The following is a 16,334-nucleotide window of genomic DNA, read 5'->3' as shown; positions in this document are numbered from 1 at the left end:
GGGGTCGGGCGAGTGAAAGGTGAATCCCCGCACCGATCCCCGTTCGCTTGGTCCGTCGGTTTGCAACCCGCCGAACCTTCCCGTTCAGTTCAGTTTAACAATTCAAAAAATTCTCCTCAACAGGCGCTGACGATTACAGAGTTGTCAGTTGGTGATACCACATGCCTTTTTTGTAATTTTGTTCAGCATTTCTAGTTCATCATCAGATAGTTTTGATAAGTCGAAGTTTTGTCCCATAGGGACAGGTTCAGGTACTGTCTCACGTTTCGTGGGACCATTCCACATACCTAGAAATTTCCCTAACAGGTAAAGGATGCGAATGCATTTCCCTGGGTTGGACTTAACCTTACCTGATGGGCCTGGCACCTGTCCCTGGGCAATCCGCAATTCTTCCATCAGAGACTGCAAAACCCAGTCGACACTTATTTGCAACTTTCCGGCACATTCTGCAGACAGGCGGTCGATTTCGGTCCTAACATCAGGTCGAGCCATGAGTTCGGAACTGATCTGGCGGGCAGAAAGCGGACTGTAACCAGCTCGTAGGGCAGCTTGTGTCGCATTCTGGTCAACAAGATACTCTAAACAAAACCGTTTTTGACGATCATTTAAAGTGGGAGAAAGTGCTAATTCCAAAACAGCACTCCTATACTTATATTCACCTATTGTGGCAAAAAAACGTGTAAATGTCAAGTTTGGTTCGGTTTTTTTAAGGAAAATCGAAATTGTTTACGCTGACTGGTAGATGCTCTGGCCTTCGCCCTGGTAGCTGTCGTATACGTGCTGATAAACAGTGTCGCATTTTTGCTGGTACAGTTCCGGCGTAAACATTCGGGGCAGGTCGTCCAGCACGGTTTTGACCGTTGAAAAAACATCTGCACGGGTCCGCAGCTTCTTCCGCCAATCGAGTACCAACTTGGCTTCTTTGAGCGTTTGCAGCAGTTTCCGGGCAACTGCCTTTACTTGCTTCTTGTCCGCCTCGGATAATTCGAGTTCGGGCTTCATCAGAATATCGAAAACGGCCAATTCTTCTTCGTTTAGTTGTTCCAATACTCCCCGTTTGTCCTCTTCGCTCAATTCTTTTGTGAACGACAATAGCTTGGCAAAAAACGTGTCAACGTCCAGCCCCTTGTTGTATTCTTCAATAAGCTTTTTGAATTTTTCCAAGAGGTCGGTGCGGGTCTTATTGAGTTGGACCATTGTCGTCAGTTTCTTACTTACGGCAATCTTGAGTTTTTCGGCCTCGGTGTGCTTGCGGCCCTTGGCGAAATGGGCCTTCAACGCCTCAAAATCAATCTGGCTCAGGTCAATGAGCGATGATTCTTCCGTTGCGTGGATAACATAGCCGACCGTGGCGATGGATTCGTCCAGCAGTTGCCCGACCTTTTCCATCAGATTATCAATGCTGGCTTCCTCGGTGAATGAGCGGATTTTTTCGGCCAGCACCGCAATACAGGTTTTGATCGGTGCGAACTCGTTGGCCTTGGGATCGGGCAAAATCGCCTTGTACAGCCGGACCACCTGCCCCGACAACGAAATATATTTCTTTTTCAGATCGTCGTTGACGATGATTTTTTCCACCGAATCATCAACGGCGGCAACTACCTGCTTATCAACCAGATGGGTAGCGGCATCGTCAAGGAAGGCGACCCGCTGAAAACCCGCAGCAGTCAAAATGGGAGTAAGATTGACACCCCGCTCGGTGCAGAATGCGGTCGCCTCGGCTATCGCATCGATCAGGGCGGCAACCAGTTCATCTTTTTTCTGGATAGGGCATTCACCATCTTTCACCCCGCCGCCAGAGGATGACCCGTAGATGGCCAACGCTTTTTGCAGGTCACGGAACACGCCGACGTAATCGACAATCAGCCCGTTGTTCTTTTCCCCGAACACCCGGTTAGCCCGTGCAATGGTTTGCATGAGCGTGTGGTTTTTCATCGGCTTATCGAGGTAGATCGTCGAGACGCTGGGGGCATCGAACCCGGTCAACCACATGGCACACACAAAGACCAGCCGGAAGGGATCGTCTGCGTTTTTGAACTTGGTTTCCAAGTCCTCCTTCACCATCCGTTCCCGGTGTCGGGTAATGTCGAAGCCCTTGTCCTTAAAATAATCGACTTCGTTTTGCTGGCCGGACACGACCACCGCCATATCGGTGGTTTCCATGTATTTTATTCTTTGCTCCAGCCCCGGCCGTTTAAGTTCGTCGGCCAGCGGGAGTTCCGCTTTCAAATCGGCAAGGTACGCCCCCCAATACTTTCTGACCTTCTCGTACATCTTCACGGCGGTCAATTTGTCGATGCAAATGACCATCCCCTTACCGCCCTGTTCCCGGCCCATGAAATGAGCAACTAAATCTTCGGCCACTTTCTCCAAGCGGTCGTCACGGGTAATCAGGTGGTACTCACGGGCAAATTCCCGCTCTAGCTTCTTCTCCTGCTCATCATCCAACTCAGCCGCTTCGATCAGAGCGTCCAAATCTTCCTTGAAGTTCTCGTTGGCCAGTTGCAGTTCTGGGATACGGTTTTCGTAAAACAGGGGCACCGTGGCCCCGTCTTCGATGGATTGGCGGAAGTTATAAATCGAAACGTAATCGCCAAATACTTCTTTGGTCTTTTCTTCCCCCGCCATTAACGGCGTGCCCGTGAAGCCGATGAACGCCGCCTTGGGCAAGGCATTCCGCATGTTGAGGGCCAGCGTGTCATATTGTGAACGATGGGCCTCATCGGTCATTACGATAATGTCGTTGCGGTCGGAGAGCTTAGGGTACTTCTCTCCCTTCTTGGTTCCGAATTTTTGAATGAGTGTAAAAATGAAGCGATGATCTTCGGACAAGAGCTGTTTCAGATGTGCCCCGTTATTGGCTTGGCACTCTTCGGTAGCGGCCCCGGTATTACGGAAGTTTTTGTAAATCTGATTATCGAGGTCGTCCCGGTCGGTGACAACCAGGAAGGTCCAGTTGCCGGGAACCTTTCGCAACACCTTTTGCGAAAAGAACACCATCGAAAACGATTTACCGCTCCCTTGGGTGTGCCAGAACACGCCCAACCGCCCCTGATTTTGTTTTATCTTTTGCAGGGCATCAACGGAATTGTTGACGCCAAGATATTGATGGTTCTTCGCTGTCACCTTTACCAGCCCGCCCTTGGACTCATCGAAAACCGTAAAGTTTTCAGTCAGATCCAGAAAGCGGGAATGCTCACATGTCCCTCGGATCACCGTTTCCAGCGAAATGATGCCTTGCTCGCCTTCGCTGTTGATCCGCTTCCAGTCGGAAAAGTGTTCCCAGCCCGCCGTGACGCTGCCGACTTTAGCCCCGCTCCCGTTCGACAAGATGATGAGCGAGTTGAACCAGAACAGTTGCGGGATAGTCGCTTTGTAATCCTTCAGATTGTGCTTGTAGGCATGTTCCAGCTTGCCGTGGGATTTTTTTAATTCGATGAACAGCAGCGGCAGGCCGTTGACAAACCCGACCAGATCAGCCCGGCGTTTGTAGATGTTGCCTGACACCCAGAATTGAGAAGCAAGAAAATAATCGTTGTTGGCGGGGTCGTTCCAGTCGATCACCCGCACCGTTTCATCAACTTCTTCGCCGTCGTCGTTTTGAAAACTGACCTTCACCCCGTCCTTGAGTAATTTGTAAATCTCCCGGTTGGCATGGGCGAGGCTCATGGCGCTGCGGTCCTTCGCCAGTTCGTCCATCGCCAGTTGCACGGCATCACTTGCAATATCGGGATTGAGCTTCTCGATAGCCGCTCTCAGCCGGGGCCAGAGTATCACATCGTTGGTGGTTTCCCGGCCCAAGGTAGAATTCGTGGTGCCGACTTTTTCATAGAAGCAATTGGCGGACGGCCAGCCCAATTCTTCAAAGAGGGCAATTGCCGGTTGTTCGACCAAGGCGTTCTCGGAATAGTCGGTTTCTTGTAGCGGCATGACTTCACCACCTTACTGTTCGAGCAACTTGAGCGACTCGTTCACTTGTCGGATGGCCTCTTCTTCTTGCGAGTACCGATGAATTTTGAAAACAGTCGGAAGACCAAGGGCCATCAACGACACAAAGCCATCACCAATTTGCAATTCATGTTCGGTATGATCGGGGTTGACGTAATTGACAGGGGCGGCACGATTGTCGTGAAAGTCCCGAAATATAATGATGATGGGCGTCTCGTTCTCGGCTGCGATTTGTAACTCGATTCCCAACCCAATTGACGGGAAGCTGCACTCTGCTACAACCACTTCGGCGTCTTGGACCATCCGAGCGTCCCAGAGGTAACACAACCGGGCACGTTCATCGAAAGGCTTCGTTGCCAATTGCGGATCACTGTTTACCAGTGCGTACTTCACTTCATGCCCACCGTCGCGCGACAGACGACCCGCTAAGCCGTGCAAGAAGCCGGTGTAATCCGCAAAATGGTTGCGGGGAACGTGAGTCAGGGCACATGCAACATAAACTTTCACACGACACCCTCAGTTAGCCGGTCGCACGTTGGGGACCAAGAAGTTCTTGCCCGTGATTTCAGAAGCGATTTCGTCAATAAACTGCGTACCCGACATTCGGATGAATTCACTGAGCAACCAGTTCTTTTGCCCTTCAAGGTACTTGGCAAGTTCCATCGGGGCGTAACGACACACTTCACTTAGCCTGTGCATGGCGGCAAGCGTCAAAGTGGTTGATTGACGAAGCAAGCGGTTCTTGCCCTTGACAGTCGCCTTGACGTACCAGAGCGTTTGTGCCCCGTTGATATAAAACAAATCGTTCCGAAACAACTTCGCAAAGGTCGCCAAGGTAGTCATGTCCGCAGCAGTAGGCTTCCGTGTCGAAGTGACTTCCACGTACAATGAAGAAAGCAACGCACCATTATTCGCAGTGAAGGTAGCGGGAAGGCGATTGGTGTATATGGCAGCATCGTAATGAGCCGACAGTTGAGCCGAGAAATAGACGTTCTTGGTGCCTTGCTCCACGACGAACACGGGCTTCATAATCGGCACGAACATTTCGGACTGCGAAGTGTAAGTGAGGCAGTAGGTCCGGTGAATGTACGGCAGGTTGAAAAGTATGTCCTTAAGCGTGTGTTGTGTTGAAGGTTCCTTTTCATCGTAATAAGACGCAAGTGAAGGAAGAATGCCGTTGGTCTTGATCTTTACACCTGCGGTCAGTCCCTTCGTTCCAGCTGCCGGTTTCCATTCTGCGACGCCGTGGTACGGATTGAAGGTGATGCCTTTTGAAGAAAGCAGCGCCTTCGTTGCGTTCATAAAGGCGTAATACAAAAGCAACGGTGCCGACTGGACCGGCAGACCTTGCGCGACGGTGTAAAACTCTCTCGCCTGTTGCCAGTAAAATTGAGCATCGGTCTTTTTTTGGCGAACAAGGGCGAGGTCAACAAAATCCCACGGCTCGTTGGTCAAGACCGTGCGTGCCCCAAGTTCGGGTGCTACGATAGCCTTCGGCAAGCTAAGGACACGGTTATTCAGGACTAGGGGCTTGTAAGTTGGCATAGGCTACTCGGCTTCGGCCTCCAGCGGTTCCCCGGCATCAATGTCGAGTTCTTCCACGTCCAGTTGCCCGCCGATCAACTTGGGCAACAGCAGGTCACGGGTCTTGCGAAGGTTGCGGTTCTTTTCTTGAAGAATCTCTTTCTGGTCGGCCATCGGTTCGATTTGCCGATCAAAGGTAGCAATCGCGTCGGGAGAAGGCACCAGCACATCGAGAGAAGTGAGAACCTGTGCGTTAGCTTGCGGCTGTGCAGCACCGCCGAGATTTCTTTTTATAAACGCCTTGTAATCGTCGGATTCCACAATCAGGCCAATGTAGTGCTTGCCCATCGCTTCGCTGGGAACGATCCGAACCAAGTACGAAGCAAACACGGATTTCGGATGCCGCTTGTGGAGTCGTTTGGCATATCCCGTGGTCGCCCCGGTGCGGGCAATCACAATGTTCCCTTCACCGAGAGCGTATTTTGCAGCGTCGTCTTCATCGACTTCGCAATATGGCACGTTCTCCCAATCAATCGAGGTGGGGACAATATCGGTGATTCGCAAAAACCGTGGGCCAACTTCAACTTCCTTATTGGCACTTGCCGTGTAGCCGTAGTTGACCGAATCGCAAACGTCCTTCAACTTCGCCCATTTCCACCCCTCTGGAATTTTGCCCAGCGGTGAGTTGATTAGTTTTACTTTTTCGTGGCCGGGGAAGCGGAAGTTGACGAACCATTCCCGGTAAATCGCTTGGGCCATTTCTTCCAAAATGGCGATTCGTCGGGTGTTGTTCTCAATCAGGTCGTCATATGCCGACAGCACGCCGGCGATTTTGCGTTGAGTGGCGAGGGCGGGAACGGACACATCGAGTGAATCGAGATGATTTCGATTCAATGTCGGAACGCCAGCACCAGCGTTGAATTGTGCAAAATCAAGCGTTTGAATGCAGTAGTAAACAAAGCGGGGGTAATTTCCTTTGAAATCTTTCACCCACAGCGCTGTGTTATGCGGCCAATAAGGAACCGTCAAATACTGCACTTTGCCAAGTGATCCGCTCCGTCCCGTGACAACGCCGGGTGGCGACACCTTGAACTCAGCGTGGTATCCGATGATCGAAGTTGAACCAACGACCGGGTGTGGTCCTTCTTCCATCTGGGTTCTAGGAAGGTCGAATCCTCTTTGAAGGGTGACGAAGTCCTTGAACTTCATGTTGCCGCCTCCAACAGCTTGGCAACATTGCCTGCAATGCGTTCCTCTAACTCACGGGCTTCGCTGTTGAGAACTTCGAGTTCTTCGTTGAGTTCTTCCAGCCGCTCGGCAAAAACAAAATCATCGTCCCCCTTTTCCGCCACGCCGACGTAGCGACCGGGGTTGAGACTATAACCTTGGGCTTCGATTTCCTTGAGCGTGGCGACCTTGCACAGCCCGGCAATATCGGCGTACTTGAGCTTGGGAAACGTTCCTTTCAGGTCGGGTTCTTCACCGGGGAAGTCTTCATCATCCCCAGCGATGAATTCGGGCGTTTCGCCCCGGTACAAGCGGACGATATTGGCGATAAACTCAATTTGCTTCGGGCTGAATTTCCGATGGGCACGATCCACCTGCCGGAAGATATGCCGGGCGTCGATAAATAATACTTTGTCCTTGCGGTCGGTCTTGGCCTTGCCCTTATCCAAGAACCAGAGCGTGCAGGGGAGCGTGACGGTGTAAAAAAAGTTCGGGCCAATGGCGATCATCACATCGACGGCATGGGCCAGCAGCAATTTCTTCCGAATTTCCATTTCCGATTGCCGGGCATCGGCGGCACTGTTGGCCATCACGAAGCCCGCCCGCCCATTCGCATTCAGGGCAGAATAAAATAATTCGATCCAGAGGTAGTTGGCGTTGTCGGCCTTGGGCATCCCCAGCGGGAAGCGGGGATCGTCTTTGATTTTTTCTTTATCAACCTTGTCCACATTGAACGGCGGATTGGCCATCACGAAGTCGAACTTGCCAACGCATTCGTGCAAATCTTCGTAGTAGGTGTTCCCCTGCCGTATGTCGCCAGAGAGGGCATGAACAGCCAAGTTCATCAGGCAGAGTTGCCGGGTTTCATCGACCCGCTCTTGACCATACACGGAGATTTCGACGCTGGGGTTGTGCTTGTGGGCTTTGATGAAGTCGGCGGATTGGACGAACATACCGCCCGAACCGCAAGCGGGGTCGAAAATTCGCCCGTGGTACGGTTCGATAATTTGCACGATCAGCTTAACCAGCGAAGTGGGAGTAAAAAACTCCCCGCCCTTTTGACCTTCGGCACGGGCAAAGTTGCCCAGAAAGTATTCGTATATTTTGCCGAAGGTGTCCCCCTCGGCATCTACGGCCAGTTGTGAGAACGTCTTGAGCAGGGCGACCAGTGTTGAATTTTCGATCTTGGTGTAGTTTTTGGGCAGCACGCCCTTGAGTTCTTCATTCTCGGCTTCCACCGCCTTCATCGCTTCGTTGATGGCCTTGCCGATGTTATCGCCTTCCGGCAGGGTAAGCAGGTGAGAGAAGCGGGCCTTGGGTGGCAAGAACATGACCCCCTTGGCCTGATAATCCTCCTTGCCGATAGCCCGCCGCCCGGTTCCTTTTCCCGCCAGTTCCTTTTCCGCCTGTGTGAAACGGTGGTCGGCATAGCGTAGGAAGATCAATCCCAGCACGGGCACGGAGTATTCCGACGACTTGAGCTTGCTGTTCGCCCGTAGCTCGTCGGCAGAAGCCCAGAGTCGTTTTTCGATTTCGGAGTGGTTGTTCGCCATCGGTACCCATTCGTTTTGTTCGAACAGCCCCGCAGCATAGGGCAGTGAATTGTATCCTACTATCCTGGGATGAAAACTACAACAATTAACCTATACAATCGCGTAGCGTGAATGTGTGTGTGATGGACAATTTAGTGGCAATATGTACATTAAATTTGAGAAACTGAGTTGTCCTGGATAGTTGTCCCCAAGGGACACCTTTTTTCTTCTGTTGAATTTGTCTTTTATTTCTTGATGCAAAGACGCAAACTAACTGCACTCAACGAATTGTTTCAACAGGACAATCCCTTTTTTTAATAGTGTCCTTGTATTTTGGAATACCGTCCCTTGAGGACAGTTAGATGTCCAGACGATTGTTATTGGACGGATTCAATCATCGCTTTGATCGCTTTGCGGATCGACTCCGGCAGGGTTGGCCACAAGCGGATGAACTGTTGCAAATCGGCATCAATTTTGGGTAGTGTGCCGGATTCTGTGCCGCGCTGGTTAGCAAATGCCTCGTTTACCGGGGAATCTTGCAAGGGTTCGATTCCCGCCGCCTCCACTACAAGATAACCTTGCGATTCTTCGCATTGCTTTCTTTATTGAATGCTTTTCAGACTGTACGAATCTGAAGTCTCAAACTGGTAGTTATAAGAACAAGCTGGTTCGTTCAATTTGGCCTTGGCTGGACACCTTTCGTCTTACTCACTTTCCCATACAATTCCTGTTCTTAACGACAATACGCCGGTGGGGCGGTTGAAAGCAGGGTTCGTGGCAATTATTATCGTTTCGCTCGAATCTTGGGGGAAAATGACAATCATGAACACCAGAAATTCTTAATTTTTCCTCATTTTTGTAGTGGTAACCCAGGCAACGTTCTCAAACATACACCACATAATAATGCATTGTGAGCCGACTACGTTAGCCGCGGTGATGTTCACGAACACCAATTGGAGCAGTCAGGCACATGATTTTGCAGAAAAAAGCCTTTTTACTCGATATGGATGGCGTGCTGGTACACGGAAGGCGACCCATACCGGGGGCACCAGAGTTCATCACCACGTTGCAAAAACGCCAGATCCCCTTCCTGGTGATTACCAACAACCCCATCTACACCCCGCGGGATCTGTCGCACCGCCTGAATTCGGAAGGAATTGCCATTCCGGAAGAAAATCTGTTTACTTCTGCGATGGCGACTGCTCAGTTTCTGTCCACCCAGCGGCCAAATGGTACCGCTTTCGTGGTAGGTGAATCGGGATTGACCCATGCGATGCACGCAGCGGGCTATACACTGACCAATAAATCGCCTGAATATGTTGTACTCGGTGAAGTGAATTCCTTTTCGCTCGATCAGATTACCCAGGCAATCCGTCTGATTGTGGCGGGTGCCAGGTTTATTGCGACGAATCCCGATCCCACCGGACCTGCAGAATCGGGAATTATCCCCGCCTGTGGTGCGGTGGCAGCCATGATCCAGCGGGCAACTGGTGTCAGCCCGTATTTTGTGGGCAAACCCAACCCACTGATGATGCGAAAAGCTTTGGCCACGCTGGGCACCCATTCGGACGAAACCATTATGGTGGGTGACCGCATGGATACCGATGTGATTGCGGGCATGGAAGCCGGCATGGATACCGCCCTGGTGCTGTCTGGTGTCACCACCCGCGATATGATTGAAAAGTTTCCTTATCGTCCCACGCGGGTGTTTTCGTCCGTGGCAGATATTCCCCTGGATGAGACGAACTGATGGATGCCTATCTCAATCTATTGCGTGAAGTGCGGCACCACGGAGTGGTCAAAGAGCAGCGGGCGGTTTTGCGTAGTGATGACACCCGCCCGACGGTGCGTAGTATTTTTGGCAGACAAATCCGCTTCGATCTGCAGGCTGGCTTCCCACTGGTCACCACGAAAAAAATGCCCTGGAAAGCAATTGTCCACGAGCTGATCTGGTTTCTGCGTGGGGAAACGAACATTGCCTATCTGCAGCAGAACCGCTGCACCATCTGGGATGAGTGGGCCGACGCGGAAGGCAATCTGGGGCCGGTTTACGGCAAACAATGGCGACACTGGGAAGGACCCGCTGGTGAAGTCGACCAGATTGCGGACTTAATTCGCAATATTGAAAAAGTGAAAGCGAATCCGAACGCATCGGAAGCCCGCAGGCTGATTGTCACTGCCTGGAATCCGGCTGACATGCCCGATCCGAAGGTGCCCACCGGGTGCCACACGATGGTGCAGTTCAATGTCACCGAAAATCGGCTCTCTGCCCAGTTGTATCAGCGTTCTGCTGACCTGTTTCTTGGCGTGCCCTTTAACATCGCATCGTATGCACTGCTGGTGCATATTATTGCGAAACTGACCCACCTTGAGGTGGGGGATTTCATCCACACATTTGGCGATGCCCACATTTATTCCAATCATCTGGATGCGGTGGACGATCAGTTGACACGTCCCCCACTGCCATTGCCACAACTGCAGATCATTCAACAACTTACGTCGATTGATCATCTCCAGGCTGATTGGTTTGTGCTGGAAAATTATCAGTCCCACCCACCGTTACGTGGGGAGGTTGCTGTTTGATATGCCAACCAGCATTACCCTGATTGCTGCCTGTACCCGTACCTGCATCATTGGCAACGCAGCTGGCATTCCCTGGCGGTTACGGAACGATTTGCAGCGATTTCGAAGGCTGACGATGGGCCATGCAATGCTGATGGGCCGCACCACTGCCGAACATATCGGCAAACCGCTGGATGGCCGAAGAAATATTGTGTTAACCCGCCAAACCAACTGGAATGCTGCGGGATTTGAGATCGTTCACACATTGGATCAAGCGTTAGAGAAAACGCGCGATTGCCCAAACCTGATGGTGATTGGTGGGGGACAAATCTACGATCTCTGTTACCCGCAAGCAGATGAGATTTTTTTAACAATTGTCGATGTGGAAGTAGATCCCAAGTTGCCTGGAACAGCCTACTTCCCCAGGCAATTTGTGCGGGATCGTACCCAGTGGCAGGCAGTTGCTCGGGAAACGATTCTGCCTGATGAGAAAAACGCAATTGCCAGCGAGTTCTGGCACTTTCGTCGCACCGTGGAAGGGGCGGAAGATATGAAAGAACCCTCACTTTTCCCCACGTTAGCGTGCGAATCATGAGTGAACAACCCACTGCAAGTGTGCTGACGGGCACCGGTCGAGGTGCTATTGGGGTCATTTCTGTCGATTTGCCCGCGTGGGAATCTATCAAACATCTGTTTGAACGGATCAATCAGAAACCATTTCCTGTGTCACCACTGACCAATCGCTACTTTTTCGTGCGTTGGTTGCCCACTGGGGAAGAGATGCTGTTGGTGTTTCCAAACGAACAGTGGCTGGAAATCCACACGCACGGCAATCCGCTGATTCTGGAGCAGTTGCTGCAAACCCTTGCTGAACATGGAGTTACGCCAGGACTGCCCCCCACCCCCGTGGGAATAGCTGATCCTGCTGCCTGGGCATTAGTGCCCCACGCGAAGACAGTGAGGATTGCCAATATTCTGCTCGATCAGGCCCACGGTGCGTACGTGCGTGCGATGCAATCGAATGATCCTGCCATACAGGAAATTCTGAGAAAAAACTCATCAGTAGGCGCCCACCTGCTCGAGCCATGGAAAATTGCCCTCACCGGTGCCACCAATGCGGGCAAAAGCAGCCTGTTAAACGCAATTGCCGGCTACGAGCGTTCCGTGGTGTCCGAAGTGCATGGCACGACACGGGATCTCGTCGAATACACGGGTGCGTTTTACGGTTGGGTGCTGAAATTTACTGACACTGCAGGGATTCGTGAAACATCGGAAGAACTGGAAAGTGCCGGTATCCTAAGGGCAAAACGTGCGATCGAATCAGCCGACCTGGTGCTGCACCTGATTGATGCCACCACCTTGCAGGAAAGTCCTCTCCCACAAGAAGTTACGGAAAATATCATTCCGGTGTTTACCAAAGCCGATCTGGTGCCCGATTTTGTTGCCCCACCAGGTTGGGAACTGGTTTCTGCCACCACGCACCGTGGGCTGGAACAATTAATTCAGCAAATCATCCATCGATTGATCCCTCATCCACCACTGCCTGGAGAACCAGTGCCTTATTTAGCAAGTGGCAATTCGTCATTACTGACAACATCATCATTGTGACAGGATGCGGAACCAGTGAGCTCGGTTCCAGAAACACCACTGTATTTTCATTGTCAATTCTGGCTGATTTCCAGTACATTGTTTACAGCAATTCTTAGGAGAGAACGACTTGTTCCGTTCATTCGTTATCAGCATGGCAGTGTGCCTGTTTGCCGCACCACTGTGGGGGCAAGGCCCACCTCTGAAGTGGGGTGGCGACAAAGCAGGTGGGGCCCCATTTATTTTCGAACAGCCCGGTATTGGCGATACTGGCTTTGAAGTGGATCTTGCCAACTTGCTGGCCAAAAAACTAGGCCGCACCGCTCAATTTGTGCAGGGAGAATGGGACAGCATCCCCGATACCGTGCTGCGGGGCAATATCGACATTGCCCTGAACGGTTACGAATTTCTTTCGAAACGGGAAAAAGAGCTCCCTTCAACGGTGCCCTACTTCGTGTATTCGCTGCGGTTGATTGTTCGCAAAGACGATACGCAGGTGAAAACTTGGGAAGACTTGAAAAAGACGAAAACCAAATACCGTGTTGCAGTGCTGGGTGGCTCTTTTGCAGAAACCTATTTACGGGATAACTTTGGCGATTTTGTCGAACTGATCCCATCGAAAGATGTTTCGGAAGTCTTTCAGTTACTGCAAGAAGGGGAACGACTGGATGCCACGGTGCAGGATTCGCCCGCAGCGATTCATTACATCGAAGGTGGCGTCTGGCCCGCACTGAAAGTTGTGGGAAAGCCTGCAGGTGCGGGGTATTACGTGATCCTGACTCGCCCACAGGATAGGGAGTTACGCGATGCCCTGTCGAAGGCAATTAAAGAAGCCACTGCATCCGGTGAATTGGAGGCAATTTACCGCAAATACAATCTGTGGACCGATGAACAAAAATTATTAAAAGAACTTCATGAAAAACCATGGCCCCCACCCGATGATGGGCGGAAAAGCATCAATCTGTGGGATATTCGTGGGCGAATCCTGAAAGCAGCCGGCATGACGATTGCCCTGGCCTGCCTGTCGATGCCAATTGCTATTCTGTTGGGTGTGTTGGTCGCGGTGGGGCGAGTTTACGGCCCAGGCTGGCTGAAAATTCCGCTGGCTGCCTACGTTGAAGTACTGCGCGGCACCCCACTGATTCTGCAGATGTTTGTCTGGTTTTTTCTCTTGCCATCCCTGGCGCGGTCGATCGGCTGGCAACCGTTGATCTACATCGCTTCCATGGAGCCATTCTTTGTGGGTGTGCTGGCACTGGCAATCAACTATTCCGCGTGGGAAGCGGAAAACTATCGGGCGGGCCTTCAGGCAATTCCCAAAGGTCAAATGGAAGCGGCACTGGCACTGGGAATGACCCCACCAACGGCGATTCGCAAAATTATTCTGCCGCAGGCTTTTCGGATTGTCATCCCACCCGTAACGAATGATTTTATTGCACTCTTCAAAGATACTTCGATCTGTTCCATGATTTTGATTACCGAATTGACCGGTTTGTATTACCAGTTGAAATCAGATCCCAACATTGCTCTGGAACTGGCACTGGTGGTGGGTGGCCTGTATCTGTTGATCAGTTTCCCTGCATCGCTATTAGCACGTCGCTACGAAAACAAACTGAAACGTGGGAGCACCATCATATGATCACCATCGAACAGCTCAATAAGTTTCGTGGCACCAATCAAGTATTAAAAAATATTCATCTTCGCGTTGAAAAAGGCGATGTGATCGGAATGATCGGCCCGTCGGGTGGGGGCAAAAGTACCCTGTTGCGGTGCATCAACGCCCTGGAATCGTTTGCTTCTGGAACCATCCAGGTGGGTGATTTGACCATTTCGCCCAACGATACCACGCCCAAATCAACACTCGTGCAACTTCGCCGTCAGGTGGGGATGGTTTTCCAGCAATTTAATCTGTTCCCCCACATGACCGCACTGCAAAATGTGATGAGCGGCCCCACGCTGGTGCTCAATCAGCCTCGGGAACAGGCGGAAACACTTGCCAGAGAACTACTTACGCGAGTTGGCCTGTCCCACCGATTGCAGGCACGACCAGAAGAAATGTCCGGTGGACAGCAGCAGCGGGTGGCCATTGCCCGTGCGTTGGCAGTGAAGCCGGAAGTGATTCTGTTTGATGAGCCCACCAGTGCCCTGGATCCCAAAATGGCCGAAGAGGTGCTGGGGGTGATCAGCGAACTGGCTGCAGCCGGGCAGACAATGCTGATTGTGACCCACGCGATGGATTTTGCACGCAAGGTGGCAAAGCGTCTGATTGTCATGGAAGCGGGTGAAATTACCCGCAGTGGCCCACCTGAGGAAATTTTACCTTAATCACCTGAAATAATGTTGAAGGAGAATCATTGATGCAGAGAACATTCACCTACAGCGATGCAAAATCGCATAAGTTCTGGAATGTGGAATGTGTTGGCACTGATGTGCTGGTACATTACGGACGGTTGGGCACCGATGGCCAGAAGCAAACCAAATCATTCCCCACCGAAGAAGCGGCGATCAAGCAGATGGAAAAGCTGATCAAAGAAAAAACCGGGAAAGGTTACGTGGAAACCACTGCCGGATCGGAACCGGAGCGGTCCACGCAGGAATTACTGGAAGCAGCCATTCTTGCCCACCCCGAAGACCGTGCCGCCCACGCAGCACTGGCAGACTATCTGCTGGAAAATGGCGACCCCTGGGGAGAGTTGATTACGGTGCAACTGGCACTGGAAGATGAATCGCTTACCAGCAAAGAACGGGATAAACTTCGCAAACAGGAAGAAGCCCTGTTTGCGGAATACCGCACCACCTGGCTGGATACACTGGCCGAGTTTGAACAGGACAACGAATATGAACGTGCCCAATTTACGTTTGTGCGTGGAATATTGGCACGGGCGGAATTTCCTTATCTCCGTGTCACACAAGCTCGTAAGTTTGTAGCGACGCCAGTAACCCGCATGGTCCGGGAATTGTATATCGGCGCGTGTTCCTATGAAGAACCTGGAGAATATGAGGAAGGGCCAGACACCGATGGTGCAGAAGAGGGGGCAGCATCGCTGTTTGTGATGGCCAGTTGGAAGCACCTGGCCAATATCCGTAAATTTCGGCTTGGAGAAGGGGATTACACCCTACCTTCCATGGAAGAGGCACCAGAAGAATACTATAACTGCCACACTCCGGGAGAATACGCTGATGCGTTCGTTCGGCAGATGCCCAACATCGAATCACTGGAACTTTTGTGTCACGATCCTGCCACCAGCCAGATCTTCGCACGGAAAATGCCCAACCTGAAAGTGTTATTGGTTTATCATTCCAGAAACTACGCCACAGACAAACTGGCAGCGAACGACTCTTTGGGACAATTAACCCACTTGCTCTTTCACCCCAAGGCTTTGGATTTTGATGATGAACCTTACTTACAGGTAAAAAATTATCGCCATTTGGCAAACAGCAAGAATCTGAAATCGTTGAAGCACCTTCGTTTGAGATTGAGTAATGCTGGTGATGAAGGCGTGAAAGTACTGGTCAATTCTGAATTGATGAATCAATTGGAAACCCTGGACCTGAAACATGGTAAAGTGACCGATGCGGGCGCAAGCTTGCTGGCCACCTGCCCTGGCTGCAAGAATATGTTAAATCTTGAGTTAAGTTACAATTGCCTCACGAATACTGGGCAGGAAGCGCTCCGCGAGGCGGGCATTAAGTTTACCTCAATGAGTCAATGGGTGCTCGATCCCGATGCAGATGATGAAGAAATGGAATATCTCTTTGCAGGCGATATTGAGTGAACCCAGGTTTCCGCTGAGCGTCGCAGTGGGCTTAGAGAACTGGCAATTTCGGTGCCACAAAGACAGTACAATTCGGCTAATCTGGCAATCCAACTTATTAGATGCGACGTGGATTACGTGGAAACTGCTATTGGCATAAATTTTCTGGTGCCAATCATTTCAGTTGAGCCACTGAGCA

14 protein-coding genes are annotated in these 16,334 nt (G+C 51.3%); 7 read left to right on the top strand and 7 right to left on the bottom strand.

The features are described 5' to 3' along the window. Window positions 1-144 precede the first annotated feature (144 nt). From R3B84_10900 to R3B84_10870, 7 genes are all read right to left on the bottom strand, one after another. Window positions 145-633: a terminase small subunit gene (locus R3B84_10900; GenBank protein MEZ6141068.1), complete on the bottom strand. Its 489-nt coding sequence runs from the start codon at window positions 631-633 to the stop codon at window positions 145-147. A gap of 93 nt (window positions 634-726) precedes the next feature. Beyond that, window positions 727-3,930 carry a type I restriction endonuclease subunit R gene (locus R3B84_10895; protein ID MEZ6141067.1) on the bottom strand — a complete coding sequence of 1,068 codons (3,204 nt, stop codon included), beginning with the start codon at window positions 3,928-3,930 and terminating at the stop codon, window positions 727-729. A 12-nt stretch (window positions 3,931-3,942) separates the two neighbouring features. Beyond that, entirely contained in the window at window positions 3,943-4,455 is a 513-nt protein-coding gene (locus R3B84_10890; protein MEZ6141066.1) for a hypothetical protein, read from the bottom strand. Window positions 4,456-4,464: 9 nt separating this feature from the next. Continuing rightward, on the bottom strand, window positions 4,465-5,403 hold the full coding sequence (locus tag R3B84_10885; GenBank protein ID MEZ6141065.1) for a YaaC family protein: 939 nt from the start codon (window positions 5,401-5,403) through the stop codon (window positions 4,465-4,467). Window positions 5,404-5,496: 93 nt separating this feature from the next. Further along, window positions 5,497-6,681: a restriction endonuclease subunit S gene (locus R3B84_10880; GenBank protein ID MEZ6141064.1), complete on the bottom strand. Its 1,185-nt coding sequence runs from the start codon at window positions 6,679-6,681 to the stop codon at window positions 5,497-5,499. Beyond that, window positions 6,678-8,252: a class I SAM-dependent DNA methyltransferase gene (locus R3B84_10875; protein ID MEZ6141063.1), complete on the bottom strand. Its 1,575-nt coding sequence runs from the start codon at window positions 8,250-8,252 to the stop codon at window positions 6,678-6,680. The genes R3B84_10880 and R3B84_10875 overlap by 4 nt, the downstream gene beginning before the upstream one ends. Window positions 8,253-8,608: 356 nt before the next feature. Continuing rightward, the gene (locus tag R3B84_10870) at window positions 8,609-8,797 is read right to left on the bottom strand and encodes a hypothetical protein (protein ID MEZ6141062.1); all 189 of its coding nucleotides are present in this window, start codon (window positions 8,795-8,797) and stop codon (window positions 8,609-8,611) included. 404 nt (window positions 8,798-9,201) lie between these two features. Here R3B84_10870 and R3B84_10865 point away from each other — a divergent pair, with 404 nt between their 5' ends. From R3B84_10865 to R3B84_10835, 7 genes are all read left to right on the top strand, one after another. Next, window positions 9,202-9,981: an HAD-IIA family hydrolase gene (locus tag R3B84_10865; protein ID MEZ6141061.1), complete on the top strand. Its 780-nt coding sequence runs from the start codon at window positions 9,202-9,204 to the stop codon at window positions 9,979-9,981. Then, window positions 9,981-10,814, top strand: a complete 834-nt coding sequence (locus R3B84_10860) for a thymidylate synthase (GenBank protein MEZ6141060.1) — start codon at window positions 9,981-9,983, stop codon at window positions 10,812-10,814. The genes R3B84_10865 and R3B84_10860 overlap by 1 nt, the downstream gene beginning before the upstream one ends. A gap of 1 nt (window position 10,815) precedes the next feature. Beyond that, window positions 10,816-11,388: a dihydrofolate reductase gene (locus R3B84_10855; protein MEZ6141059.1), complete on the top strand. Its 573-nt coding sequence runs from the start codon at window positions 10,816-10,818 to the stop codon at window positions 11,386-11,388. Then, window positions 11,385-12,401 carry a GTPase gene (locus R3B84_10850; GenBank protein MEZ6141058.1) on the top strand — a complete coding sequence of 339 codons (1,017 nt, stop codon included), beginning with the start codon at window positions 11,385-11,387 and terminating at the stop codon, window positions 12,399-12,401. Before R3B84_10855 ends, R3B84_10850 begins: the two co-directional genes overlap by 4 nt. A gap of 109 nt (window positions 12,402-12,510) precedes the next feature. Then, a complete protein-coding gene (locus tag R3B84_10845) occupies window positions 12,511-14,019 on the top strand; it encodes an ABC transporter substrate-binding protein/permease (protein ID MEZ6141057.1) in 1,509 nt (502 codons plus the stop codon). Then, window positions 14,016-14,705 (top strand): amino acid ABC transporter ATP-binding protein, encoded by a 690-nt coding sequence (locus tag R3B84_10840; protein MEZ6141056.1) that lies wholly within the window; start codon window positions 14,016-14,018, stop codon window positions 14,703-14,705. The genes R3B84_10845 and R3B84_10840 overlap by 4 nt, the downstream gene beginning before the upstream one ends. Window positions 14,706-14,737: 32 nt before the next feature. Beyond that, complete coding sequence (locus R3B84_10835) at window positions 14,738-16,156, top strand: WGR domain-containing protein (protein MEZ6141055.1); 1,419 nt, start codon at window positions 14,738-14,740, stop codon at window positions 16,154-16,156. Window positions 16,157-16,334: the final 178 nt, after the last annotated feature.

The organism is Zavarzinella sp. (genome assembly GCA_041399155.1).
Lineage (GTDB): Bacteria > Planctomycetota > Planctomycetia > Gemmatales > Gemmataceae > JAWKTI01.
Note: the sequence above shows the minus strand (reverse complement) of the source record. Positions and strands in the feature narration are given on the sequence as shown.

Excerpts from the sequence above, each read along its gene's own strand:
- R3B84_10835 (MEZ6141055.1), top strand. The coding sequence starts at position 14,738 with ATGCAGAGAACATTCACCTACAGCGATGCAAAATCGCATAAGTTCTGG.
- R3B84_10875 (MEZ6141063.1), bottom strand. The coding sequence starts at position 8,252 with ATGGCGAACAACCACTCCGAAATCGAAAAACGACTCTGGGCTTCTGCC.
- R3B84_10860 (MEZ6141060.1), top strand. The coding sequence starts at position 9,981 with ATGGATGCCTATCTCAATCTATTGCGTGAAGTGCGGCACCACGGAGTG.
- R3B84_10865 (MEZ6141061.1), top strand. The coding sequence starts at position 9,202 with ATGATTTTGCAGAAAAAAGCCTTTTTACTCGATATGGATGGCGTGCTG.
- R3B84_10855 (MEZ6141059.1), top strand. The coding sequence starts at position 10,816 with ATGCCAACCAGCATTACCCTGATTGCTGCCTGTACCCGTACCTGCATC.
- R3B84_10840 (MEZ6141056.1), top strand. The coding sequence starts at position 14,016 with ATGATCACCATCGAACAGCTCAATAAGTTTCGTGGCACCAATCAAGTA.
- R3B84_10880 (MEZ6141064.1), bottom strand. The coding sequence starts at position 6,681 with ATGAAGTTCAAGGACTTCGTCACCCTTCAAAGAGGATTCGACCTTCCT.
- R3B84_10850 (MEZ6141058.1), top strand. The coding sequence starts at position 11,385 with ATGAGTGAACAACCCACTGCAAGTGTGCTGACGGGCACCGGTCGAGGT.
- R3B84_10895 (MEZ6141067.1), bottom strand. The coding sequence starts at position 3,930 with ATGCCGCTACAAGAAACCGACTATTCCGAGAACGCCTTGGTCGAACAA.